This is a genomic window from Rhizobium sp. P2_G2 (assembly GCF_056403555.1).
Map to the genome: position 1 here is coordinate 51,017 of NZ_JBFUFF010000024.1, position 22,045 is coordinate 73,061.

Here is a 22,045-nt window from a genome sequence, read left to right on the forward strand (position 1 = left end):
AAAGCACGATGCTGGTTTCACTTGGCTTTTCCTGCCAGACGCGCTTCATGATCGAAGCGCTCCATCCAGAGCTCAAGCGGCAGCCCTTCGATTTCAACATTACCAGCCGCGCAGCGCTGATCCGAGCGCTGGAAACGGATGGCGCCTCGCTCATGCATCGGCCGGAGACGATGGCGACGTATCGCATGCCGGTGGAGGGCCGCCAGGGTATCGAGGTCTCCGGCATGTTTTTCTGGCACGACTATCCGCTCGAGGAGGACAAGCTCACGCTACATCCGGACTGGGCTCTCAAGCACGAGCAGGTCAATGCCAAATATCAGATGCTCTGGCAGCGGTTTTCCGATCTGATCCGTTCGGAGACGGAGAAGACATTTGTGCTTTCCAATTCGCAGCACAACCTGCCGCAATTCGCCGAAGACGAGGCCGATTTCGACCGCAAATTCGGGCTGGGACGCGCTGCCTATGAGCACATCGTCGCGGCGCTGGATGGCTATGGAGCGCAAAACTACCGGCTGAAATTCCTCAGCCGCAGCGTCGCTGAACTGGCGGAAACGGCTGACCTGCATGACGAGCGGCTCGACCACCGCTTCGTTGGGGCGCTGTCGCTCCGGGTCGCTCCGGACATGGTCGCAAAGCTGTTTTCCGGCGAAAGCGAGSCTGACATCGCCGTTGTCGCGGGCAGGTACGAAAATGGCGAAAAGCTGGTGCAGCCGATTTCCGCGCGGACGGCGCTGATCTTCGACCGGGGCGAGGCGCAGCCACAGGGCAGCCTGTCGCGGATCCAGAGCGGCCTGCTTGCGGCCTTTCCAGGACGCAACACTCTGACGACCGTCGCATTGAATGGGGACGTGCTGGTGTTTTCCAATGGAATGAGGTGGGCGCGAACGCCCACCCCAGCGGAAAGCAACACTCTATAGGATCAGCCGAGACGGGCCGAAAGCTGCACCTCGATGGCGCCCAGCGCACGCGAGACCGGGCAGCTGGCTTTGGCCTTGGCGGCGAGCTCCTGGAATTTTGCGTCATCCAGGCCCGCCACGGTGCCGACGAGCTCGATATTGCTCGACTTGATGGTGAAGCCGTTGGCCGGATCGGGATCGATGGTGACCGTCGCGGTGGCCTCGAGCTTTTGCGCGGGCGTGCCGTTCTCGGCGAGGAAATGCGACAGCTGCATGGCAAAACAGCCGGCATGTGCTGCGGCGATCAGTTCCTCGGGATTGGTGCCGGATTGGCCCGATTCGTCCTGGAAGCGGCCCTTGAACGAATAGGGCAGCGACGAGAGCGCGCCGCTCTGCGACGTCAATGAGCCGGTGCCTTCGGTAAGCGTGCCCTGCCAGACGGCCTTGGCGTTTCTCTTCATGATTTCCTCCTGTTGACGGATAACAGCGACGGCAATCTATCCGAAGTCGATGTAGCAACCAAGACACCCAAATTTGTTCGCAGACGCCTTTCAAGAATTGTATCGATTGACTTGAGCATGTCGCCTGAAAGTGGGAACCGGTTTCAGGATAACGACATGCGCAAAACAAAAGTTTAGAGCGCGGTTCTGATTCCATTAGAACGCAAAGCGCTCTAATCTGTCATCGAAGCTTGATCGGGGGAAACGATGTCGAAGAAGAAAGTGCTGCTTGCGGGAGAGTCCTGGGTTTCGACTGCGACCCATATCAAGGGTTTCGATCAGTTTTCGACTGTGACGCATCACACGGGCGCCGACGAATTGCTGGCGGCACTCAAGGACGGCCCGCTCGATGTGACCTTCATGCCGGCGCATCAGGCGCAACGCGATTTTCCGCAGACGATCGAGGCGCTTTCGGCCTATGACGCGGTCGTGCTCTCCGATCTCGGTTCCAACACGCTGCTTCTGCACCCGGATACCTGGATCTCGTCCAAGCCGACGCCGAACCGGTTGAAACTGTTGCGCGACTATGTCCGCGGCGGTGGCGGGCTGCTGATGTTCGGCGGCTATTACAGTTTCCAGGGGATCAATGGCGGGGCGCGCTATCATCGCACGCCAGTCGAAGAGGTGCTGCCCGTACAGTGTCTTGCCATAGACGACCGCGTCGAGGTGCCGGAGGGTTACATACCGGTGGTGACCGGCGGCGACAGCCATCCGATCCTCAGCGGGCTCGGCACGGACTGGCCGATCCTGCTCGGCTTCAACGAGGTCGTGCCGAAGGACGATGCAGAGGTCCTTGCCACCGTCTCGTCGGAATATGGTTCGCTGCCCCTGCTCGTCACCGGGACCTATGGCAAGGGACGTACGGTCGCCTGGACGTCGGATGTCGGTCCGCATTGGCTGCCACCCGGCTTCATCGCCTGGAGCGGTTACAAGACATTGTTCGAACAGATGATCGGTTGGGCTGCCGGCGATTAAGGATTCGTCCGATCAGCAATGTGTATAAGCGTCTAACTATTTGCGCTGCGTCAATGAACATAAAAACGCGATTGAATAGTTATTCGACATCTCCGAAAAGGGAATTGTGATTCCCTTACATCAAGGACCAACGTGCCCAAGTCGCATGATCGCACCGATACTCGCGTGTTTGCCGTCAACACGTCGGAGCCAGTCGTCAAAGCGTCCGGTGTCTATACCTGGGTTATCACCACGGACACGGTCTATGTCGACAGCCTCGCCGCCGAGTGCTTCGGCTTCAGCGCCGTTGAGGGCAGAAACGGCTTGCCGCTGCTTCGCTATATCGAGCGCATCCATGCGGACGACCAGCCGCGTGTCGCCAAGTCCATCCACGATACGATGCTGACCGGCAATCCGTTTTGCGAGCAGTACCGCGTCTGCCGGCCGGATGGCTCGATGGTCGAGGTGATCGCTTTCGGCGCTTGCTTCCGCGACGAATCCGGCGAGCCCTCGCACTATTCAGGCATGGTGTTTCCGAAATCGACGATCGATATTCACGGCGGCCCGATCATCGGTCATCTGCTGGCGGCCTATGATGCGGCCTGCCGCGAGAACAGGCCGGCGCTGGCAGAGAAGATCATCGATGCCCTGATCGAAGCCGGCTGGCAGGAAAGCGATATCGCCGTCAGCCCTCAGGGCGTTCGGCTGCACTGATCTCCCAACGTGATTCCAGGATTCTTAGCCGGCTAAAATCCCGGCAATTCCAGTTTCAGGAACTGTCCGAGCGCCTCGATGACCATGCGATGGTCGTCGAGCTGCGGCAGGCCGGAGACGGTGATCGCGGCGATGACGCCGGCCTTCTTCAGGCGAATGGGGAAGCTGCCGCCATGGGCGGCGTAGTCGAGTGGATCGAGGCCCCATTCTTCGCCGACCACCCTGCCCTTTTCAAGCAATTGCTGGCCATAAAGCAGTGACGACTGGTGAAAGCGGAGCACGACATTGCTCTTGCGGCGAACCCAATGGTCATTGTCCGGCGTGGCGCCTGGCATGGCCGCGTGAAACAGCGCGCGATCGGCGGTGCGGATATTGACCACGACCGTTTGCCGCTTGCCGCGCACAAGGCCATAGAGTACCGAGCCGAGATCGAAGGCGGTCTCTTCAGTAAAGCTTTGGAACTGCGCCAGCGTCTCCTGCTTCCTGAGGATTGCGATCCGCTCCGCGATCCCGCTGTTGATGTCGTCCTTGTTCGTCTCGGCCATCGTCCTTCCCCTCACTCAGCCGTCTCTGGCCAGTCGAGCCAGTCGCGGATCAGCCGATAGGCGACCGCACCGCTGACCGGCACGAAAATCTCATCCGGATGGGTGCCTTCGATCATCGCCAGCACTTCGTCGCGGGTGAACCATCGACAGTCTTCGAGCTCGCGCGTATCCGGCGTCACGTCCAGCGTCACCGCCTCGGAATAGCAGCCGATCATCAGCGAGTGCGGCATCGGCCAGGGCTGGCTGGCGTGATAACGTATCCTGCCCGTCTCGATGCCGGATTCCTCATAGGTCTCGCGGCGCACGGCGCTCTCGATCGTCTCGCCCGGCTCGAGAAAGCCGGCGAGGCAGGAATACATGCCCGGCGAGAAATGCGGCGAACGGCCCATCAGGCAGCGGTCGCTGGCAATGTCGATGGTGAGCATGATCACCACCGGATCCGTGCGGGGAAAGTAGAGCGTGCCGCAGGCGGTGCATTTGCGCCGGTAGCCGCCCGCTTCCGACACGGTCGGGGCGCCGCACCTGCCGCAGAAGCGGCAGGAGAGGTTCCAGGAGATCAGCGACGAGGCCTGGGCGAACTCGCCGAGCAGTTCCTCGCCGATCAGCGCCTCGCGCATCAATGTGCGGCCATCGGCAAATTTCAGGTCGGGGGCAGTTTCGGGGTCGATGCCGACGGGAACGGCCAGCCTCGGCTCGCCCGTCTTCTCGAATCCGAGCAGCACGGCATTGTCGAAATCCGGCTGCAGATTGCCGAGTTCATAAGGCGCAAACAGCGGGTCGACCACCTGCTCCTCATGTTTCAGCACCAGTTTGCCGCCGGAGAAGGCATAGAGATGCACGCCCTCATGCTTCAACGCCTGCTCGACACAGTCGGCCGGCCGGTGTTCCGACTGCCGGTCGAGCTTGTTGTCGGAAAAGGCCACCAGTGCCGAGGGTTCCGGATGGGGCTCCAGGACGTCGAAGATCGAGTGATTGCGCATCAAAGGGCATCCGATATGGTTTTCATCAATGCGGCGCGGGCAGCATCCGCATAAGGTCGGCGCTGGCCGAAACCCCAGACGGGACCCGGCCAGTTCTGATCGTTTTCATAGCGGGCGATGATATGCACATGCAACTGCCGAACAATGTTGCCGATGGCAGCGATATTGATTTTCGTCGGCGCCGTCGCGTTCTTCAGTGCCACCGCGACGAGATTGGTCTCGAAGGTCAGCATGGTCTGGTCGAGCGGCGTGAGGTCGAAGAGTTCTGACACATCCGGCCGCTGCGGCACGAGAATCAGCCAGGGCCAGCGGCTGTCATTCATCAGCCGGAGCTGGCAGAGGCCGATCTTGGTGATCAGGGCCGAATCATTTTCCAGCCTTTGGTCGAGCTTGAACGCCTGCACCGGCTTCCCCCCACATGTAATTCTTCTCTGCTTAGCAGATTATTTTTTCTTTGGCTTGCAATCGCAAGCGATATTGACGATATGGACAGCGGGAGGCTGGTGGTGGACGCGCCACTCGCCAACCGGGTCAGGTCCGGAAGGAAGCAGCCCCAACGAGCTTCGGTACGGGTCATCGTGCCGGCCTCCCACCCCTTTTTCCGTGGACTGGTGAAGTTTGTCGCGGACCGGAATTTCCATTTCCGGCCGGAACGGCTAGTTTGCCGCCACGGATAGAGAACCAAGGACCAAATGGCAGACGACCTGATCCCCGCCGGAGAGACCGAGAAGACCGGATATCGCGTGCTCGCACGCAAATATCGGCCGAAGGATTTTTCCGACCTCATGGTCGGCCAGGAGGCCATGGTCCGGACGCTCACCAATGCCTTCGAGACCGGCCGCATCGCGCAGGCCTATATGCTGACCGGCGTGCGCGGCGTCGGCAAGACCACGACCGCCCGCATTCTCGCCCGCGCGCTCAACTACAAGACCGAGACGATCGACAAGCCGACGATCGACCTGCGCGAGCCGGGCATCCACTGCCAGGCGATCATGGAAGGCCGGCATGTCGACGTCATCGAAATGGACGCCGCCTCGCATACCGGCATCGACGACATCCGCGAGATCATCGAGCAGGTGCGTTATAAGCCGGCCTCGGCACGCTACAAGGTCTATATCATCGACGAAGTGCATATGCTGTCGACGGCTGCCTTCAACGGCCTGCTGAAGACGCTGGAAGAGCCGCCGCCGCATGTGAAATTCATCTTCGCCACGACGGAAATCCGCAAAGTGCCAGTGACCGTGCTGTCGCGCTGCCAACGATTCGACCTGCGCCGCATTTCTGCCGCCGATCTCACGGGGCTGTTCACGACCATCTCGGCGAAGGAAGGCATCACGGCAGAGCCGGAAGCGCTGGCGCTGATCGCGCGCGCCGCCGAAGGTTCGGCCCGCGACGGCCTTTCCCTGCTCGACCAGGCGATCGCCCATGGCAGCGGCCATGTCGAAACCGCTGCCGTGCGCGCCATGCTCGGTCTCGCCGACCGCGCCCGCATCGCCGATCTTTTCCGTCAGGTCGCCAAGGGCGATATCGCCGCGGCGCTGAAGGAATTCGCCGGACAATATGAAGCCGGCGCCAATCCCGTCGTGGTGCTCACCGATCTTGCCGATTTCACCCATCTGGTGACGCGGCTCAAATATATTCCCGAAGCCGCCAACGACCCGTCGCTCAGCGAAGTCGAGAGGGTGCAGGGCGCGGAATTCGCCAGTTCGATTGCGGTGACGACACTGTCGCGCATCTGGCAGATGCTGCTCAAGGGCATTCCGGAAACGGAAAATTCTGCCCGGCCGTTCGGTGCCGCCGAAATGGTGCTGATACGGCTGGCGCATGCGGGCAGCCTGCCCTCACCTGAGGAAGCAGTGCGGCGCATCGCCGGACTGCAGAACGGCGAGATTTCCGCGCCGTCCTCCGGCCCCGCCCCGCGCCCCGGCAATGGCGGCGGCGCACCGATGACGCAGGCAGCGCCGGCTGAAGCCCGCGGCTTCGAGCAGCCCACGCCTTCACGCTCTCAAGGTGGACCGACAGCAATGCTGCGTTCGGTTCCCGATATGCGGCCAGCCGAAATGCCGGCGCCGCCGAAGGTCGAGGCCCAGCCGGAACCCAAAGTCCAGATCCGCTCGCTCGCCGACATCGCCAATCTCGCCGGCGAAAACCGCGACATGAAGCTCAAGGCGCAGCTTCGCCAGTTCGTCCGGCCTGTGCGGCTGGAACCCGGCAAGCTGGAAATCGTTCTCTCGCCGGATGCGCCGAAATCGCTGGTCAACGATCTCTCGCTGAAGCTCAAGGAATGGACCGGCATCAACTGGCTGGTCATCCTCAGCCGCGATCCCGGCGGGCTGACGCTGGTCGAGGAGGAAGCGCAGCAGCGCGAGAAAAATTTCGACGCCGCCCGCGCCGACCCGGACGTGGCGGCCATCCTCGCCCGTTTCCCCGGCGCCCGCGTGGTCAATGTCGTGGTGCATGCGGACGCAGAAAATGACGACGAGAGCGAGGCACAAGCCGGCCTCGAAACCCCGGACGACGACGAATAACAGGAGAAGATGATGCGCGACCTCATGGGCATGATGGGCAAGGTCAAGGAAATGCAGGCCAAGATGGAGCAGGCGCAGGCTGAGATCGCCGCCATCAAGGTCGAAGGCAAAGCCGGCGGCGGCCTCGTCACCGTCGTCCTCGACGGCAAGGGCCAGATGGCTTCGCTGAAGATCGACCCGTCGCTATTCAAGGAAGACGATGTCGAAATCCTCGAAGACCTGATCGTCGCCGCCCACAAGGATGCCAAGGACAAGGGCGAAGCCCAGGCGCAGGAAAAAATGGCCTCGCTCACGGCAGGCCTGCCGCTGCCGCCGGGGATGAAGTTTCCGTTCTGAGTGGAGAGCGATTGTCTCCTCTCCTCTCAGGAAGAATACCGAGCGAATGCGACGCTATGACAGGGCGCCCAGGGGTGAATCCCCCCCATTCATACTGGACCCGTCCTTCGAACCGTCTTCCCGCTGGCAAGGGCAATCGCATCTGCGGCGATACCCCCCTCTGCCCTGCCGGGCACCTCCCCCTCAAGGGGGGAGATTGGATGCGGCACCGCTCTGCCACAAAAACAATAGTCTCAAACCCAGTTCTTAGCGGGTATTTTAGCCGAGGTGCATGCCTCTAGCCAATCTCCCCCCTTGAGGGGGAGATGCAGGGCAGGGGGTATGCCATATGCGATTGTCATGCCTCGCTGAGGAGCGGGGGGACATCATCGCCACTTCAATCATTCAACCCCTTCCCCACAAAAATATCCGGAATGCACTTGTCAATCCGCGCCTCTCGCGTCTTCGCCTGCTTGGCCTGGGAAAAGTGCAGCAGATAGGCGCGCTGCCGACCCGGCGTCAGCGCCGCGAACGCTTCCTTCAGCGACGAATCTGCATCCAGCCTCGCCTTGAATTCGTCGGGCATAGCGAATTCCTCGGTCTTCTTCATCTCGACCTTGAGGCCCGCTTTCTCCACCTCGATGGCCTCGAGAATATAGGCCTTCAACACCGGCTTCAGCTGCGCGATTTCGCCGGTATTGGTGAAGCGGATCTGCCGCGCCGACTGCACATTCTCCGTCTGCTGGATGAGAATGCCGTTGGGGTCCTTCATCAGCGCGCCCTTGAAGAACAGCAGCGCGCAATATTCCTTGAAGCCATGCATCAGGACGATGTTGTTCCCGTCCACCGCATAGCAGGGCTGGCCCCATTTCAGTTCCTCGGTGAGAGCGCAATCCAGCGCGATCGCGCGCAATTTCTCGAATTCCTCCCGCCATTTGTCGGCCCTTTCCAAGAAGGCATCGACCTTGGGATTCGTCTTTTTCTCAGTCATGACGCACCTTTCCTCCGGTTCGCACATCATGACCGAATTCGGCGCTCTAGTAAAACCACCTTCATGGCCAAGGGTTTAAGTGGGAGACGACGTTCCTAGACGCTCAGCGTTCCCGTCATCACCGGCACGCAGGAGCCGCCGATATGAACTGTTCCGTCTTCATCGACCGCTGCTGAAAGCAGGCTGGGCCGACCCATGTCGATCCCCTGTGCGATCCGGAATTGACGACGTTTTCCGCCTTCGAGCGATGCGATCAGAGCGCAGGTCGCGGCGGTCGCGCTGCCGGTGGCGGGATCTTCAGGCAGGCCGTCGAAAGGTGCGAACAAGCGTGCGGTGAAATCCACTTCGCCGTCACGCTCGTTCAATTCCCGGCAATAGAGATAGATCGCGTCGGCGCCGTCAGAGGGGAAAATCCGCGTGAAGGCTTCTTCCTTGGCGCGTGCACGCGCCAAAGCATCCCGGGTGGCGATCTCGACCACGAGGAATGGCAGGCCAACGGAGACGACGCGCGGCGGCTGCAAGCCGGTGGCCAGGTCTGCCGCTGTCAACGACAGGCAGGCCGCAACCTCATCCAGACCGAACGAGCGTCCGGTCGTGAGCTTTTGCGGCGCTGTCAGCTCGATTTGGTCGAGCAGCCCCTGGCGGCGGACAATACGGGCGCGAACAAGCCCTGCCTGTTCTTCGAAGATGAATTCTTCGGACTTGTGCGCCTCTTCCAGGCTCGCCAGAACGAAGGCAGTTCCGACATTCGGGTGCCCGGCAAACGGGACTTCCACTGCCGGCGTGAAAATCCGCACATTGGCAGTATGCCCTGCATCGACCGGGCGGAGAACGAAAGTCGTCTCGGAATAATTGAATTCGCGCGCGATGGCCTGCATCTCCGGGGTTTTCAGCGCATCGGCCCCGAGCACGACAACCAGAGGATTGCCGCCGAAGCGGGTGCGGGTAAAGACATCGACGGTGTGATAGGTCAGGTGCATAGAATCCTCCCAGTCATGCAAGCGGCTGCGCGGCGGCGCTGCAGCCGCCTCCTCTATCTAGTAAAACTGTCTCTGCGGCCAGGGATTTATGCCGTCGCGCAGCCAGAGCAGGGTATCGAGCCAGAAGCTCGATTCGTGGCGGGCGTGAAAGAGATCGAAATGGCCGACGCGGTCAAAGCCGACATCGGTCGGATCGAGCATGACTTTGGTGGCATCAGCCGTGCGATAATAATCGAGCGTACGATTGATCGCGGCCTTGGTGCCGAAATGATCGTCCGACATGCTGAGCGCCAGGATCGGCGCGCCGACCTCGGCGAAACGTTTGAGGATTTTCTGTCTTTCCTCGTCCGGCAACCAGCGCTCCATATGGCGGCCGCCGAAGCTCCAGGCCCAGACGACATCGGCGGGCAGGTCCTCCAGCTTGCCAACCAGCCAGCCGGGGAAATAGCCGCATGCCGCCGTCACGGCCGGCATCAGCACATGCCATTTCAGCACCAGGCCGATGCGCTGCCGGGCGGCATAGTCCGGCCAATAGGCATGCTGGGCGCCAAGGGTCAGCATGCGATAGATCTTCCAGGCATTTTCCGAATAACCGGGCAGGAAGCCGCCGATCGAATGGCCGACGACCAGGATCGGTGACGCCGGCTCGCTTTGCAGCGCATGGCGCAGCGCGGCATCGAAATCCTTCTCGCCCCAGTCGCGCCAGCTATAGCGCTTGCCTCTGAGCTGCACCGGCCGCGAGAGGCCGATGCCGCGGTAATCATAGGTCAGCACATCGAAGCCATGCAGGGCAAGGAAGGCGGCGTAGCGATGATAATAGCGTGCCCGGACGCCGGTGGCAGGATTGATGATCACCGTGCCGCTGGGATGCTGGCCCTGCATCTTCCACCAGTGCCCGCCGAGCTTGACGCCGTCGTTGCAGATGATTTGCGTCTGGGTGCCTTCCAAGATCGTCCTCGTTAGCTGTCTCGCATCCCATAGAATGGTGAAACGCTCAGCTTGTGTATACTCACTGGTCGGTATACTTTGCATCATGAGCGAAATTTCGACCCGAGAACGCATCGTCGCCGCCGCCAACCGGCTGTTCTACCGCGAGGGGATCGGCCGCGTCAGCGTCGATGCGATCGCTGAAGAAGCAGGCCTGACAAAACGCTCGCTCTATTATCATTTCCGCAGCAAGGACGACCTGGTCGCCGCCTATCTCGACTATCGCGACCTGCCGAACCTTTCGGCCTTTCAGAAATGGTTCTGCGAGGCCGAGGGCGCGATCGACGAAAAGATCGCCGCCATCTTCGACCACCTTGCGGAAGCTGCGAAACATCCAAAATGGAAAGGCTGCGGCTTCCTGCGTACCTCGGCGGAACTCATCAACCTGCCTGGGCACCCGGCGATCAAAGCTGGAGCGGATCACAAGAAAAAGGTGGAAACCTGGCTTGCCAACTGCCTTGCCGAAGCGGGCATCGGACATGCCGAACCGTTGGCGCAGCAGATCCGGCTGCTGCTGGATGGCGCCTTTTCGGTCGCCATGCTGCACCGGGAACCATCCTATTTCACGACGGCAGGCGAAGCCGCGCGCAGCCTCATCCAGTCGGCACTGGCCCGATCGGCAGGCAACCTTTAACAGCGCTTGCCTGCCGACTGTCACCGGCATTATGGTTCGCGCTTCGACGGAGGAGCGTCATGACACTTGCATCCCTAGCCATTTTTGCCGGCGCGCTACTGATTGCCGCCGGTTCGCCCGGTCCGAGCATCGCCGCACTCATCGCCCGTGTGCTGACCCGCGGCGCCCGAGACGTCTTCCCATTTCTGGCAGCGATGTGGGTCGGCGAAGCGGTCTGGCTCTCCTGCGCCGTGCTGGGACTGGCGGCCATTGCCGAGACGTTCCATTATGTCTTCGTTGCGATCAAATGTATCGGTGTCGCCTATCTGCTCTTTCTCGCCTGGAAAATGTGGCGAGCGCCGACCGACACCGATGGCGGCGCCCTGCCCGAGACCGGCTCGGCGCGCAAACTGTTCTTCGCCGGTTTGACGGTGACGCTCGGCAATCCGAAGATCATGATGTTCTACGTCGCGCTCCTGCCGACAATCATCGATTTGAACGCTGTGACGCTGTCCGGCTGGCTGGAACTGGTGAGCGTGATGTTCGCCGTGTTGGTCTTCGTCGACCTCGCCTGGGTGCTGTTCGCCTCGAAGGCCCGGCTTTTGCTTAGGAGCAGCCGTGCAGTGAAGATCGCCAACCGAACCAGCGCTGGATTGATGGCGGGTGCGGCGGTGGCGATTGCGACGAAATAGTTCCCTTCCGTCGCTGATCTGCGCTAAGAGCGCCTCATGGCAAAACGAGTCACCGGCCCCGAAATCGAAAAACTTATCCAGCTCCTGGCCAAAGTGCCCGGACTGGGGCCGCGTTCGGCGCGGCGAGCGGCTTTGCATCTCGTCAAGAAGAAGGATCAGTTGCTGGGGCCGCTGGCGAATGCCATGAGCGAAGCACATCAGAAAGTACGGATCTGCTCGGTTTGCGGCAATGTCGATACGATCGATCCCTGCACCGTCTGCACCGATGAACGACGCGATCATTCCGTCATCATTGTGGTGGAGGATGTTTCCGACCTCTGGGCGCTGGAGCGGGCGAGCGCGATGAATGCCGCCTATCATGTGCTGGGCGGCACGCTGTCGCCGCTCGACGGCGTCGGGCCGGATGACCTCAACATTCGCGGGCTGATCGAGCGGGTGATGGGCGGCAGCGTCAAGGAGATCATCATCGCCGTCAACGCCACCGTCGAGGGGCAGACGACGGCGCATTACATTACCAGCCAGTTGGCCGGGCTCGACATCAAGATCACGCGGCTCGCGCATGGCGTGCCGGTGGGTGGGGAACTGGATTATCTCGACGATGGGACCTTGACAGCGGCACTGAGGTCGCGGACGGCGATTTGATGGCAGGCGAGGAGAACTGAGGTGCGGACGTTTCTGTCGATTTTCCTTGGTGCGTCGCGGGTGCCGGCACCCCCCTCTGTCCTGCCGGACATCTCCCCCTCAAGGGGGGAGATTGGATGGGGGCACGCTCCTCGCCTCAATTCGAACGCTGAGACTAAGGCGAGCGGTCGCCGCGAGTCGATCTCCCCCCTTGAGGGGGAGATGCCCGGCAGGGCAGAGGGGGGTATCCGGAACGCGGTCGCTGCACTCTTGATGATCGTCTTCTCCTCACTCCCCCTCCCCGCCCACGCCACCTCTAAGGCCGCAGTGGAAAAACAATTCCACGCCTGGATCGAAAGCGACATCTGGCCGGCAGCGAAAGCCGAGGGCATTTCTCGCAAGGCCTTCGATCTTGCCTTTGACAGCGTTGCCATCAACTGGAGCCTGCCGGACCTGACGCCGCCGGGCGAAAAGCCGAAAAAAGAGAAGAAGCAGAGCCAGGCGGAATTTTCCTCGCCGGGGCCTTATTTCAGCGAGAAGCGGCTCGCCAAGTTGACGGCCGATGGCCGTGCCTATGCCGGCCAGCATGCGAAGCTGCTGAAAAGCATCGAAAAGCGTTTCGGCGTGCCGGGCGAGATCGTGCTCGCCATCTGGGGCCGCGAAACCGGCTATGGGCAGGCAAAGATTGCCAGTTCGGAAATGGACGTGCTCGCCACCAAGGCTTTTATGAGCGACGACCGCAGAGATCTGTTCAAGGCGGAGCTGCTGGCGGCGCTGGCCATGGTGCAGGCCGGCATTGATCCGAAGATGATGAAGGGCTCCTGGGCGGGTGCGATGGGCCAACCGCAATTCATGCCGTCGAGCTATCTCAAATATGCCGTCGACATGGATGGCGATGGCAAGAAGGATATCTGGAATTCGGTGCCGGATGCGCTCGGCTCGATCGCCAACTATCTCGTCGCCAAGGGCTGGCAGCGTGGCCGGGGCTGGGGCTATGAAGTGACCATTCCAAGCAAAGTCTCCTGCTCCCTGGAAGGGCCTGATGTCGCCAAGCCGCTGAAATATTGGGCCGGACTCGGTATTGAACGCATCTCCGGCAAGGCTTTCGCGTCGGACGAGATGAAGGCCGACAGCATGATGTTGGTGCCGGCCGGCACGCATGGACCGGTCTTTATCGTCAGTCCGAATTTTTACGTGATCAAGGAATATAACAATTCCGATCTCTACGGGCTGTTCATCGCAAATCTGTCCGATCGCATCACCTATGGCTCCGGCGCCTTCAAGGCGCCATGGGGCGATATCGGGTCCATGCTGCGCTCTGACGTGCTGTCTATGCAGAAGAAACTCGCCAAGACGGGCAGTGATGTCGGCAAGGTCGACGGCCTGCCGGGCTTCAAGACCCGCCGCTCGATCGGCCGCTGGCAGGAAAAGCATGGGCTGGCGGCGACATGCTATCCCGACGAGCAGTTGTTGAAAAAGATCTGACGGCCGGGCGGCTTGCCGCCCGGCCGTTCTGGTCCTGTCAGTCCAGCACGCGGGTCAGCACGTCGAGCATGCGTGTCCAGCCCATGATGTGGCCGTCGCGCAGGCTCTCGCTCTTGAACTTCACCTGATGCAGCGTGAGATCGGTGGTGTTGCCGTCGACTTCCACGAGGTCGATGGTGACGACGCTGTCGTCGAGCGAATTGGCCGATTCCCAGGTGAATTGCAGGCGCGAATAGGGGTCGATTTCGAGATAGGTCCCTTCATGCGGGATATCCTTCTCCTCCATCTTCATCAGGATCGAGAAGCGGCCGCCCTTCACCGGGTCGTTCTCCACCACCGCATCAAGATGTTCGAGATCGGTGGGCTTCATGAACTTGGCGAGCGTCCTGGGCTGGAGCCAGGCGTTGAAGACGCGCTCGCGCGAGGCGGCGAAGCGGCGGTTGATGGTCAGTTCCAGTTCATTCATCGTGGCAGCGTCACTCATGGTCGTTATCCTCTAGCGTCAGCAGTTGATCGAGCGCGGCAAGGCGCAGTTCCCAGACCGACTTCAATTGCCCGAACCATTTCTCCGTGTGCCTGAGCGGTGCGAGCTCGGCGGCGATGAAATGTTCCCGACCCATGGTCCGGCGAGTGACCAGTCCCGCCTCCTCCAAGACCTTGATGTGCTTGGAAACGGAGTTCAGCGACATGTCAAAATGGGAGGCAAGACCCGTCACCCTCAGCGGCCCCTCCTGCACGAGAAGCGTGAGAATCTGCCGTCGCGTCGTATCGCCGACGGCTTTGAGGATGCGTGACAAGGCTTCGTCTTCCATTTATTCACCCTAGTGGTTGAATATTATATCTCAAGCCATTAGTCAACCATATGGGTGAATATTTTTATAGAGGCTCTGATTACCGCTCGACCGATATCCCCAAGCTTCGCCCCTCCCCTTGAAGGTTGCGGGTGCAGATAAGACACCTGCCAGTCTTGAAAAACCCGCATTTGTCGGCCAATGGGCAGGAAAGGCGCCTTGGCGCCGAGCGCCCCGGCCGGATTTTCATGCTTGGATTGTTGATGCGCATCGGCCTGGCGGCATCGCTGGTGCTGTCGGGTTATGAGGTTTTGCCGCGCGCCCTCGAGGCGGTGCGGATTTTCGGTTTCCGCGACGATCCCGTGCAGATGCTGCTCTATCGCCTCTCCGGTCTTGGCAAGGCAGACTACGAAAAAGAAATCGCCGCGGCGCTTGCCAAGGACGATGCGGAACTGGCCCGCAGCCTGGCCGACCTCGCTGCAAACCGGGGAATCGAGATCAGCGGCCCCTTGCTGCAGCAGATCGGCGATGCCGAGGAATTCAGCCTGACGCGCTCCGCCGGTCAGCTGTGGGATGGCGTCGTGACCGGGCAGGCGGATAGCCCGACCGCCTTCGCCGGTGCGGTGGCTTCGGACCTGACTGTCGTCGGCGATGTCCGAGATCTCGCGCAGCAGGCCTGGGCCTATCCCAATCAGGATAATCTCACCGTCGCGCTCGCGGCGACCGGCATCGTTATGACGGCGGCGCTGACTTTCAGCGGTGGCACGTCCGCAGCCGGCAAAGTCGGCGTCTCGGCGCTCAAGGCAGCGAAGCGGATGGGCCGATTGTCGAAAGCGCTGGAAAAGCAATTGATCCGGCTGACCGCGGATGCCGTCGATAACCGGGTACTCCGCGACATCGGCCGCAATCTTGGTGACTGGAATATCACCGCCGCCGCCGACGAGGCCAAACGGCTGATCAAGCCGCGCGTGGTACAGGAGCTCGGCCAGACCGGCTCGGCGCTCGAGGGCGTCTTCGCCAAGCAGGGCTATCGCGGCACGCTGCAAGTGCTCGAATCAGCCGAAACGACCGGCGATGTGCGGCAACTCGAACGCATGTCGGACCGGCTGGGCAATAAATTCCGCGGAGCGCTCCTCCTCAAGCGCGGGGCGCGGCTGACCTTCCGCTTCGGCGAATTTCTGCTCCACGTGATGTCGTGGCTGATCAGTGCCGGCCTGTGGCTGTTATGGGCGGCCTTTGTCGTGCTTCGCATCCTCTGGAAACTTGGCAGGTTGGGCTACCGCTTGATCGGTTTTGCACTGCGAAAGTGGAAAACGGGTTTTGCCTTGCAATCGGTCCCTGATGGGGTTATACGAGCCTCAAATTCTTGATCTGTTGATGAAGAGTGGGGCCGCGAGGACCCGCTCTTTTTTGTTAGCTCCGGCCTGCCGGACGAAAAGAGAACGATGAACGAAACGGTTATCGAACCGAGACTGATCACCGAAACCGGCATCGACGCGCGCGTCGCGGCCATCATCGAGCCGGTTATCGTCGACATGGGCTATCAGCTCGTGCGAGTGAAGCTCACGAGCCAGAATGGCACGACGCTGCAGATCATGGCCGAAAAGCCCGATGGCACGATGACTGTCAACGATTGCGAAGCGCTGTCCATGGCGATTTCGCCGGTGCTCGATGTGGAAGACCCGATCGACAAGGCGTATAATCTCGAAATGTCCTCACCGGGGATCGATCGGCCGATGGTCCGCAAGGGCGATTTTCGCAAGTGGGCCGGCCACCTGATCAAGTGCGAGACTTCGGTCATGGTCGAGGGCCGCAAGCGGTTCCGCGGCAAGATCGTGAGCGTCACGGACGACGGTTTCGTCCTCGACCGGGAGCAGACGAGCAGGGACGAAGCAGGCGAGATCACCATTCCTTTTTCGGCGCTGGCCGAGGCGAAACTGATCCTGACCGATGACTTGATCCGCGACGCGCTGAAAGCCGACAAGGCCGCGCGTGCCGCCGCAAACCAGAATGACATCGAAGAGGACGACGAGGACTGATCGCCCAAAGGCGCATCCTCGGAAACGACCATCCATAACGGAGACTAAAGACGATGGTAGTGAGTGCTAACAGGCTGGAGCTCCTCCAGATCGCCGACGCGGTTGCCCGCGAAAAATCCATCGACCGCGAGATCGTGCTCGCCGCGATGGCCGATGCGATCCAGAAGGCGGCTCGCTCTCGCTACGGCACCGAATCCAACATCAAGGCGGACATCAACCCGAAGACCGGCGAGATGAAGTTGCAGCGCCTGCTGGAAGTCGTCGAACAGGCCGAGGATTATTCCAGGGAAATTCCGCTACTTCTGGCCCGCGACCGCAATCCGGACGCCCAGATCGGCGACTTCATCGCCGACCCGCTGCCGCCGATGGATTTCGGCCGTATCGCCGCCCAGTCGGCCAAGCAGGTGATCGTGCAGAAAGTGCGTGAGGCCGAGCGCGACCGCCAGTTCGACGAATACAAGGACCGAATCTCCGAGATCATCAACGGCACGGTCAAGCGTGTCGAATATGGCAATGTCATCGTCGATCTCGGCCGTGGCGAAGGCATTATCCGCCGCGACGAGATGATCCCGCGCGAGGCGCTGCGCCCCGGCGACCGTGTCCGCGCCTATGTCTACGACGTACGCCGCGAGCAGCGCGGTCCGCAGATCTTCCTGTCGCGCACTCATCCGCAGTTCATGGTCAAGCTGTTCACCATGGAAGTGCCTGAAATCTACGACGGCATCATCGAGATCCGCTCGGTCGCCCGCGATCCCGGTTCGCGTGCCAAGATCGCCGTCATCTCCAACGATTCGTCGATCGATCCGGTCGGCGCCTGCGTCGGTATGCGCGGCTCCCGCGTCCAGGCCGTCGTCGGCGAATTGCAGGGCGAGAAAATCGACATCATTCCCTGGTCGCAGGACCCGGCGACCTTCATCGTCAATGCGCTGCAGCCGGCCGAAGTCGCCAAGGTCGTTCTGGATGAAGATGCCGAGCGCATCGAAGTCGTGGTGCCGGACGAGCAGCTGTCGCTGGCCATCGGCCGCCGCGGCCAGAATGTCCGCCTCGCGTCGCAGCTGACCGGCTGGGATATCGACATCCTGACCGAGCAGGAAGAATCGGGCCGCCGCCAGAAAGAATTCAACGAACGTACCCAGCTGTTCATGGAAGCGCTCGACGTCGACGAGATGGTCGGCCAGGTGCTTGCCTCAGAAGGCTTTGCCCAGGTCGAGGAACTCGCTTTCGTCGATCCCAGCGAAATCTCCTCGATCGACGGCTTCGACGAGGAGACCGCGGCCGAAATCCAGGCCCGCGCCCGCGAATATCTCGACCGCCTCGAATCGGAGATGGACGAGAAGCGCAAGGAACTGGGCGTCGAGGACGAACTCTACCAGATCGAGGGCATGACCGCCCGCATGCTGGTGGCGCTCGGCGAAGACGGCATCAAGACGATCGAGGATTTCGCCGGCTGCGCTGCCGACGACCTGGTCGGCTGGGTCGAGAAGAAGAACGGCGAAACCAAGCGTTTCGAAGGCCTGTTTCAGAAGCTCGATGTGTCGCGTGCCGATGCCGAGCACATGATCGTACAGGCCCGCCTGACTGCGGGCTGGATTACCGAGGAGGACCTCGCCAAGGAAGCCGAGGCGCTTGCCGCGGCCAGCGCCGACCAGTCCGACGAAATCGAAGAGGAAGCCTGAGACTAGTCTCGGGCAGATCGGCGGTCGCTCATGAAGTCCGAAAACGAAACGGATCAGGACGAATTCATGGGCGAACGCATGTGCATCGTAACCCGCGAGGCTCTGCCGGCCGACGAGATGATCCGCTTCGTCGCCGGCCCTGATGGTTCGGTGGTGCCGGACCTGAAGCGGGTGCTGCCGGGACGCGGCTGTTCGGTGAAAGCCGAGCGGCGGACACTTGAAAAAGCTGTTCAAAAGAACATATTTGCAAGAGCATTCAAGAAAGATGTGAGGCCTGCGGCCGATCTCGCCGATCAGGTGGACCATCTCCTGGTCACGAACATGACCGGGATGATGAACATGGCCCGCAAGGCCGGCCAGTTCCTCTCCGGCACGATGAAGGTGGACAATGCAGTGCGCGCCGGCGAGGCGCTCGCGGTGTTTCACGCCACCGATGCCGCCGACGACGGAGTGCGCAAGATCGCCCAGGCGCGCAAGGCCTGGGCTCTGACGATGGAAGAGGAAGAACCGCCGGCTTTCCAGCTTCTCAGCTATGAGGAAATGGCAAAACTGATGGGCGATAATGCATTTATCCACGCCGTAGCGCTTGCAGGGCAGGCCGGTGAGGGTGTAGTGAAGCGCGCGAAACTGCTCGAGACCTATCGTGGCGGCAGTTCAGGCAAAGCTTCCGACAGATGACTGCCGCGATGATTGTTAGACGAAGGACGCTCGCCCGCCGGCGGGAGCCCTCGGAAAAAACGGGACCGGAATGAACGATAATAACGACGACAAGACTTTGCATGTATCAGGCAAGAAGACGCTGACGCTGAAACCGTCGGGCCTTGCACAGGGCACGGTGCGCCAGGATATGGGGCGCGGCCGCACGAAGGCTGTCGTCGTGGAAACCCGCAAGCGCCGGCCGACCGGTCCGCAGGATGAGAAGCCGGCTGTCGTGACGCCGATAGTCCAGGCGCGTCCGCAGCCGGTGCAGCAGCCGGCGCAACCACAGCCGCGCATCCAGCCGACGGAGCAGCGGCGTCCGGACCAGCAGGGCCAGCCGCTCCAGCAGCAGCGCCGCCCTGACCAGCAGAATAATAACCAGCAGCGTCGGCCCGACCAGCAGAACAATCAGCAGCGCCGCCCCGATCAGCAGGGCCAGCAGCAGCGCCGGCCCGACCAGTCGAGCCAGCCACGGCGGCCCGATGGCGGCCGTTCAGGCAATGTGCTCAACGATCTTTCCGCAGGCGAGATCGAGGCCCGCCGCCGCGCGCTTGCCCAGGCCGCGATCCGCGACGCCGAAGAAGCGCAGCAGCGCGCCGAAGAAGCGGTACGCCGCGAACGCGCCATGGCCGAGGAAGCTGCCCGCCGCGCCGCCGAAGACGCTGCCCGCAAGGCGGAAGAAGCCACGCGCCCTGTCGAAGCCACTCCGGTTGTCGAGGTCGAAACCGTCGCCGAAGCGCGGGTTCCGGAACCCGCCGTTGAAGTCGCTCGCACGGCACCGGTCGCCGAAATTATTCGACGCGCCGACGCCACGGCGCCGCAAGCCCGCAGGACAGATGGTGCCGGTGGACCGCAGGCTCGCAGGCCTGATGGTGCTGGCGGACCGCAGGCGCGTCGTCCCGATGGCCGACCTGCACCTGCCGCACAGCCGGAGCCCGCCGGACCCGGTAGACCCGGCCTTGCCCAGCCCGGCCGTGGCCGTGGCCGCGGTGAGGAAGAGGACGATCGCGGTGGTCGTGGCGGTCCTCCGCGCAGCAGCAAGCCCGGCGTTCGCGTCGAGGCCCCCAAGCCTGCACGCAAGGTCGAAGACAACCGTCGCGCGCCCGCAAAGGTCGTGGTCACCGGCGAAGATGATGACGGCTCGCCGTCACGCGGCCGCTCATTGGCCTCGATGCGGCGCCGGCAGGAGAAGTTCCGCCGTGCGCAGATGCAGGAGACACGCGAAAAGGTTCTCCGCGAAGTCATCCTGCCGGAAACCATTTCCATCCAGGAATTGTCACAACGTATGTCCGAACGTTCGGTCGACGTCATCAAGTTCCTGATGAAGGAAGGCCAGATGCTGAAGCCGGGCGACATCATCGATGCCGACCTCGCCGAACTCATCGCCGTCGAATTCGGCCACACCGTCAAGCGCGTATCGGAGTCAGACATCGAAGAAGGCATCTTCAACCGCGCCGACGAAGCCGAGGAAACGCTGCCGCGTCCGCCGGTCGTGACCATCATGGGTCACGTCGACCACGGCAAGACCTCGCTGCTCGACGCTATCCGCAATGCCAACGTGGTTGCCGGTGAAGCCGGCGGCATCACGCAGCATATCGGCGCCTATCAGGTCGAGAAGAACGGTTCGAAGATCACCTTCATCGACACGCCCGGCCACGCTGCGTTCACCGCGATGCGTGCCCGCGGTGCCCAGGTGACCGATATTGCCATCCTGGTGGTTGCGGCCGACGACAGCGTCATGCCGCAGACGATCGAATCGATCAACCACGCCAAGGCGGCCGGCGTGCCGATCATCGTGGCGATCAACAAGGTCGACAAGCCGTCTGCCAATCCGCAGAAGGTCCGGACCGAACTGCTGCAGCATGAAGTGTTCGTCGAAACCATGGGCGGTGAAGTGCTCGATGTCGAAGTGTCGGCCAAGACCGGCACCGGCCTCGACAAACTGCTCGAAGCCATCCTGCTGCAGTCGGAAATCCTCGACCTGCGCGCCAACCCGAACCGTACGGCGGAAGGCTCCGTCATCGAAGCCAAGCTCGATCGCGGCCGCGGCTCCGTTGCTACCGTTCTGGTGCAAAAGGGCACGCTGAAGCCCGGCCAGATCATCGTCGCCGGCGACCAGTGGGGCCGTGTGCGCGCATTGGTCAATGACCGCGGTGAGCATCTCAAGGATGCCGGCCCGGCGATCCCGGTCGAAATCCTCGGTCTTCAGGGTACGCCGCAGGCGGGTGATAAGTTCGCCGTCGTCGAGAACGAAAGCCGTGCTCGCGAAATCGCCGAATATCGCCAGCGCTTGACGCGCGAAAAGGCCGTGGCCCGCCATGCTGGCCAGCGCGGTTCGCTGGAACAGATGATGACGCAGCTGACTGCTGCCGGCGTCAAGGAATTCCCGCTGGTGATCAAGGGCGACGTGCAGGGCTCGATCGAAGCCATTGCCGGCGCTCTGGACAAGATTTCCACCGAGGAAGTCCGTGCCCGGATCGTTCATTCCGGCGCCGGTGCGATCACCGAATCGGACGTGGCGCTGGCGGAAGCCTCGAACGCCGCGATCATCGGCTTCAACGTCCGCGCCAATCCCCAGGCGCGCGATGCGGCCGAACGCGCGGGCATCGAAATCCGCTACTACAACATCATCTACGACCTGACGGACGATGTGAAGGCGGCCATGTCCGGCCTCTTGTCGCCGGAGCGGCGCGAGACTTTCCTCGGCTACGCAGAGATCCTGGAAGTGTTCAACATTACCAAGGTCGGCAAGGTCGCGGGCTGCCGCGTCACCGAAGGCAAGGTCGAGCGTGGCGTCGGCGTGCGCCTGCTGCGCGACAACGTCGTCATCCACGAAGGCAAGCTCAAGACGCTCAAGCGCTTTAAGGACGAAGTCTCGGACGTGCAGGTCGGCCAGGAATGCGGCATGGCCTTCGAGAATTACGAAGACATCCGCCAGGGCGATGTCATCGAATGCTTCCGTGTCGAACACGTCACGCGCACGCTGTGATGTGGACACAATCCTGACTAGGATCATGGCGGCTTCGGCCGCCATTTTCA

The 22,045-nt window shown here is 61.7% G+C and carries 23 protein-coding genes and 1 other RNA gene; 15 read left to right on the forward strand and 9 right to left on the reverse strand.

Annotated features, from left to right (window positions below; genetic code table 11):
• Positions 1 to 8 precede the first annotated feature (8 nt).
• The gene (locus AC1D06_RS18505) at positions 9 to 917 is read left to right on the forward strand and encodes a hypothetical protein (protein ID WP_477987373.1); all 909 of its coding nucleotides are present in this window, start codon (positions 9 to 11) and stop codon (positions 915 to 917) included.
• A 2-nt stretch (positions 918 to 919) separates the two neighbouring features.
• Here AC1D06_RS18505 and AC1D06_RS18510 read toward each other — a convergent pair whose 3' ends face one another.
• On the reverse strand, positions 920 to 1,357 hold the full coding sequence (locus AC1D06_RS18510) for an OsmC family protein (RefSeq protein ID WP_477883332.1): 438 nt from the start codon (positions 1,355 to 1,357) through the stop codon (positions 920 to 922).
• A 246-nt stretch (positions 1,358 to 1,603) separates the two neighbouring features.
• On the opposite strand from AC1D06_RS18510, the gene AC1D06_RS18515 reads away from it, so the two are divergent.
• Both AC1D06_RS18515 and AC1D06_RS18520 read left to right on the forward strand, forming a co-directional pair.
• On the forward strand, positions 1,604 to 2,371 hold the full coding sequence (locus tag AC1D06_RS18515) for a glutamine amidotransferase (RefSeq protein ID WP_477883331.1): 768 nt from the start codon (positions 1,604 to 1,606) through the stop codon (positions 2,369 to 2,371).
• Positions 2,372 to 2,503: 132 nt separating this feature from the next.
• Positions 2,504 to 3,064 carry a PAS domain-containing protein gene (locus AC1D06_RS18520; protein WP_477987374.1) on the forward strand — a complete coding sequence of 187 codons (561 nt, stop codon included), beginning with the start codon at positions 2,504 to 2,506 and terminating at the stop codon, positions 3,062 to 3,064.
• Between the two features lie 32 nt (positions 3,065 to 3,096).
• Here the strand turns inward: AC1D06_RS18520 and AC1D06_RS18525 are convergent, their stop codons facing one another.
• From AC1D06_RS18525 to AC1D06_RS18535, 3 genes are read right to left on the reverse strand one after another with little or no spacing between them, the layout of a single operon-like run.
• Complete coding sequence (locus tag AC1D06_RS18525) at positions 3,097 to 3,609, reverse strand: heme-degrading domain-containing protein (RefSeq protein WP_477987375.1); 513 nt, start codon at positions 3,607 to 3,609, stop codon at positions 3,097 to 3,099.
• Positions 3,610 to 3,620: 11 nt separating this feature from the next.
• Positions 3,621 to 4,589 carry an NAD(+) diphosphatase gene (nudC, locus tag AC1D06_RS18530; protein WP_477987376.1) on the reverse strand — a complete coding sequence of 323 codons (969 nt, stop codon included), beginning with the start codon at positions 4,587 to 4,589 and terminating at the stop codon, positions 3,621 to 3,623.
• Positions 4,589 to 4,993, reverse strand: coding sequence for an HIT domain-containing protein (locus AC1D06_RS18535; RefSeq protein WP_477987377.1), 405 nt, complete (start codon positions 4,991 to 4,993; stop codon positions 4,589 to 4,591). The genes nudC and AC1D06_RS18535 overlap by 1 nt, the downstream gene beginning before the upstream one ends.
• 91 nt (positions 4,994 to 5,084) lie before the next feature.
• Between AC1D06_RS18535 and ffs the strand changes: the two genes are divergently transcribed.
• The 3 genes from ffs to AC1D06_RS18550 all read left to right on the forward strand — a co-directional run bounded on the left by ffs (position 5,085) and on the right by AC1D06_RS18550 (position 7,453).
• An RNA gene (ffs, locus tag AC1D06_RS18540) (signal recognition particle sRNA small type) lies at positions 5,085 to 5,182 on the forward strand.
• Between the two features lie 99 nt (positions 5,183 to 5,281).
• Positions 5,282 to 7,117, forward strand: coding sequence for a DNA polymerase III subunit gamma/tau (locus tag AC1D06_RS18545; RefSeq protein ID WP_477987378.1), 1,836 nt, complete (start codon positions 5,282 to 5,284; stop codon positions 7,115 to 7,117).
• Positions 7,118 to 7,129: 12 nt separating this feature from the next.
• Positions 7,130 to 7,453, forward strand: coding sequence for a YbaB/EbfC family nucleoid-associated protein (locus AC1D06_RS18550; protein ID WP_477883321.1), 324 nt, complete (start codon positions 7,130 to 7,132; stop codon positions 7,451 to 7,453).
• Between the two features lie 376 nt (positions 7,454 to 7,829).
• Here AC1D06_RS18550 and AC1D06_RS18555 read toward each other — a convergent pair whose 3' ends face one another.
• The 3 genes from AC1D06_RS18555 to AC1D06_RS18565 all read right to left on the reverse strand — a co-directional run bounded on the left by AC1D06_RS18555 (position 7,830) and on the right by AC1D06_RS18565 (position 10,351).
• Positions 7,830 to 8,423, reverse strand: a complete 594-nt coding sequence (locus tag AC1D06_RS18555) for a YdeI/OmpD-associated family protein (RefSeq protein ID WP_477987379.1) — start codon at positions 8,421 to 8,423, stop codon at positions 7,830 to 7,832.
• A 95-nt stretch (positions 8,424 to 8,518) separates the two neighbouring features.
• Entirely contained in the window at positions 8,519 to 9,403 is an 885-nt protein-coding gene (locus AC1D06_RS18560; protein ID WP_477987380.1) for a PhzF family phenazine biosynthesis protein, read from the reverse strand.
• 57 nt (positions 9,404 to 9,460) lie between these two features.
• On the reverse strand, positions 9,461 to 10,351 hold the full coding sequence (locus AC1D06_RS18565) for an alpha/beta hydrolase family protein (protein ID WP_477987381.1): 891 nt from the start codon (positions 10,349 to 10,351) through the stop codon (positions 9,461 to 9,463).
• A gap of 85 nt (positions 10,352 to 10,436) precedes the next feature.
• On the opposite strand from AC1D06_RS18565, the gene AC1D06_RS18570 reads away from it, so the two are divergent.
• The 4 genes from AC1D06_RS18570 to AC1D06_RS18585 all read left to right on the forward strand — a co-directional run bounded on the left by AC1D06_RS18570 (position 10,437) and on the right by AC1D06_RS18585 (position 13,801).
• Positions 10,437 to 11,024: a TetR/AcrR family transcriptional regulator gene (locus AC1D06_RS18570; protein ID WP_477987382.1), complete on the forward strand. Its 588-nt coding sequence runs from the start codon at positions 10,437 to 10,439 to the stop codon at positions 11,022 to 11,024.
• Positions 11,025 to 11,083: 59 nt separating this feature from the next.
• The gene (locus AC1D06_RS18575; protein WP_477987383.1) at positions 11,084 to 11,695 is read left to right on the forward strand and encodes a LysE family translocator; all 612 of its coding nucleotides are present in this window, start codon (positions 11,084 to 11,086) and stop codon (positions 11,693 to 11,695) included.
• A gap of 36 nt (positions 11,696 to 11,731) precedes the next feature.
• Positions 11,732 to 12,337 (forward strand): recombination mediator RecR, encoded by a 606-nt coding sequence (gene recR, locus AC1D06_RS18580; RefSeq protein WP_477883312.1) that lies wholly within the window; start codon positions 11,732 to 11,734, stop codon positions 12,335 to 12,337.
• A gap of 201 nt (positions 12,338 to 12,538) precedes the next feature.
• Positions 12,539 to 13,801 carry a lytic murein transglycosylase gene (locus AC1D06_RS18585; RefSeq protein ID WP_477987384.1) on the forward strand — a complete coding sequence of 421 codons (1,263 nt, stop codon included), beginning with the start codon at positions 12,539 to 12,541 and terminating at the stop codon, positions 13,799 to 13,801.
• Between the two features lie 37 nt (positions 13,802 to 13,838).
• On the opposite strand, the gene AC1D06_RS18590 is transcribed toward AC1D06_RS18585, so the two are convergent.
• Both AC1D06_RS18590 and AC1D06_RS18595 read right to left on the reverse strand, forming a co-directional pair.
• A complete protein-coding gene (locus tag AC1D06_RS18590; RefSeq protein WP_477987385.1) occupies positions 13,839 to 14,285 on the reverse strand; it encodes an SRPBCC family protein in 447 nt (148 codons plus the stop codon).
• Entirely contained in the window at positions 14,278 to 14,613 is a 336-nt protein-coding gene (locus AC1D06_RS18595; protein WP_477883309.1) for an ArsR/SmtB family transcription factor, read from the reverse strand. Before AC1D06_RS18595 ends, AC1D06_RS18590 begins: the two co-directional genes overlap by 8 nt.
• A 227-nt stretch (positions 14,614 to 14,840) precedes the next feature.
• On the opposite strand from AC1D06_RS18595, the gene AC1D06_RS18600 reads away from it, so the two are divergent.
• The 5 genes from AC1D06_RS18600 to infB all read left to right on the forward strand — a co-directional run bounded on the left by AC1D06_RS18600 (position 14,841) and on the right by infB (position 21,995).
• Positions 14,841 to 15,962: a hypothetical protein gene (locus AC1D06_RS18600; protein ID WP_477987386.1), complete on the forward strand. Its 1,122-nt coding sequence runs from the start codon at positions 14,841 to 14,843 to the stop codon at positions 15,960 to 15,962.
• A 75-nt stretch (positions 15,963 to 16,037) separates the two neighbouring features.
• The gene (gene rimP, locus AC1D06_RS18605) at positions 16,038 to 16,631 is read left to right on the forward strand and encodes a ribosome maturation factor RimP (RefSeq protein WP_477883307.1); all 594 of its coding nucleotides are present in this window, start codon (positions 16,038 to 16,040) and stop codon (positions 16,629 to 16,631) included.
• A 53-nt stretch (positions 16,632 to 16,684) separates the two neighbouring features.
• On the forward strand, positions 16,685 to 18,307 hold the full coding sequence (nusA, locus tag AC1D06_RS18610) for a transcription termination factor NusA (RefSeq protein ID WP_477987387.1): 1,623 nt from the start codon (positions 16,685 to 16,687) through the stop codon (positions 18,305 to 18,307).
• Between the two features lie 30 nt (positions 18,308 to 18,337).
• Positions 18,338 to 18,985: an RNA-binding protein gene (locus AC1D06_RS18615; protein WP_477883305.1), complete on the forward strand. Its 648-nt coding sequence runs from the start codon at positions 18,338 to 18,340 to the stop codon at positions 18,983 to 18,985.
• Between the two features lie 70 nt (positions 18,986 to 19,055).
• Positions 19,056 to 21,995 (forward strand): translation initiation factor IF-2, encoded by a 2,940-nt coding sequence (gene infB / locus AC1D06_RS18620; protein WP_477883304.1) that lies wholly within the window; start codon positions 19,056 to 19,058, stop codon positions 21,993 to 21,995.
• Positions 21,996 to 22,045: the final 50 nt, after the last annotated feature.

Coding starts and splice junctions, on each gene's coding strand:
- AC1D06_RS18585 (WP_477987384.1), top strand. CDS start 12,539: ATGCCCGGCAGGGCAGAGGGGGGTATCCGGAACGCGGTCGCTGCACTC.
- rimP (WP_477883307.1), top strand. CDS start 16,038: ATGAACGAAACGGTTATCGAACCGAGACTGATCACCGAAACCGGCATC.
- AC1D06_RS18595 (WP_477883309.1), bottom strand. CDS start 14,613: ATGGAAGACGAAGCCTTGTCACGCATCCTCAAAGCCGTCGGCGATACG.
- AC1D06_RS18555 (WP_477987379.1), bottom strand. CDS start 8,423: ATGACTGAGAAAAAGACGAATCCCAAGGTCGATGCCTTCTTGGAAAGG.
- AC1D06_RS18515 (WP_477883331.1), top strand. CDS start 1,604: ATGTCGAAGAAGAAAGTGCTGCTTGCGGGAGAGTCCTGGGTTTCGACT.
- AC1D06_RS18575 (WP_477987383.1), top strand. CDS start 11,084: ATGACACTTGCATCCCTAGCCATTTTTGCCGGCGCGCTACTGATTGCC.
- AC1D06_RS18570 (WP_477987382.1), top strand. CDS start 10,437: ATGAGCGAAATTTCGACCCGAGAACGCATCGTCGCCGCCGCCAACCGG.
- AC1D06_RS18560 (WP_477987380.1), bottom strand. CDS start 9,403: ATGCACCTGACCTATCACACCGTCGATGTCTTTACCCGCACCCGCTTC.
- AC1D06_RS18525 (WP_477987375.1), bottom strand. CDS start 3,609: ATGGCCGAGACGAACAAGGACGACATCAACAGCGGGATCGCGGAGCGG.
- AC1D06_RS18600 (WP_477987386.1), top strand. CDS start 14,841: ATGCTTGGATTGTTGATGCGCATCGGCCTGGCGGCATCGCTGGTGCTG.
- AC1D06_RS18590 (WP_477987385.1), bottom strand. CDS start 14,285: ATGAGTGACGCTGCCACGATGAATGAACTGGAACTGACCATCAACCGC.
- AC1D06_RS18545 (WP_477987378.1), top strand. CDS start 5,282: ATGGCAGACGACCTGATCCCCGCCGGAGAGACCGAGAAGACCGGATAT.
- infB (WP_477883304.1), top strand. CDS start 19,056: ATGAACGATAATAACGACGACAAGACTTTGCATGTATCAGGCAAGAAG.
- AC1D06_RS18615 (WP_477883305.1), top strand. CDS start 18,338: ATGAAGTCCGAAAACGAAACGGATCAGGACGAATTCATGGGCGAACGC.
- AC1D06_RS18510 (WP_477883332.1), bottom strand. CDS start 1,357: ATGAAGAGAAACGCCAAGGCCGTCTGGCAGGGCACGCTTACCGAAGGC.
- recR (WP_477883312.1), top strand. CDS start 11,732: ATGGCAAAACGAGTCACCGGCCCCGAAATCGAAAAACTTATCCAGCTC.
- AC1D06_RS18550 (WP_477883321.1), top strand. CDS start 7,130: ATGCGCGACCTCATGGGCATGATGGGCAAGGTCAAGGAAATGCAGGCC.
- nudC (WP_477987376.1), bottom strand. CDS start 4,589: ATGCGCAATCACTCGATCTTCGACGTCCTGGAGCCCCATCCGGAACCC.
- nusA (WP_477987387.1), top strand. CDS start 16,685: ATGGTAGTGAGTGCTAACAGGCTGGAGCTCCTCCAGATCGCCGACGCG.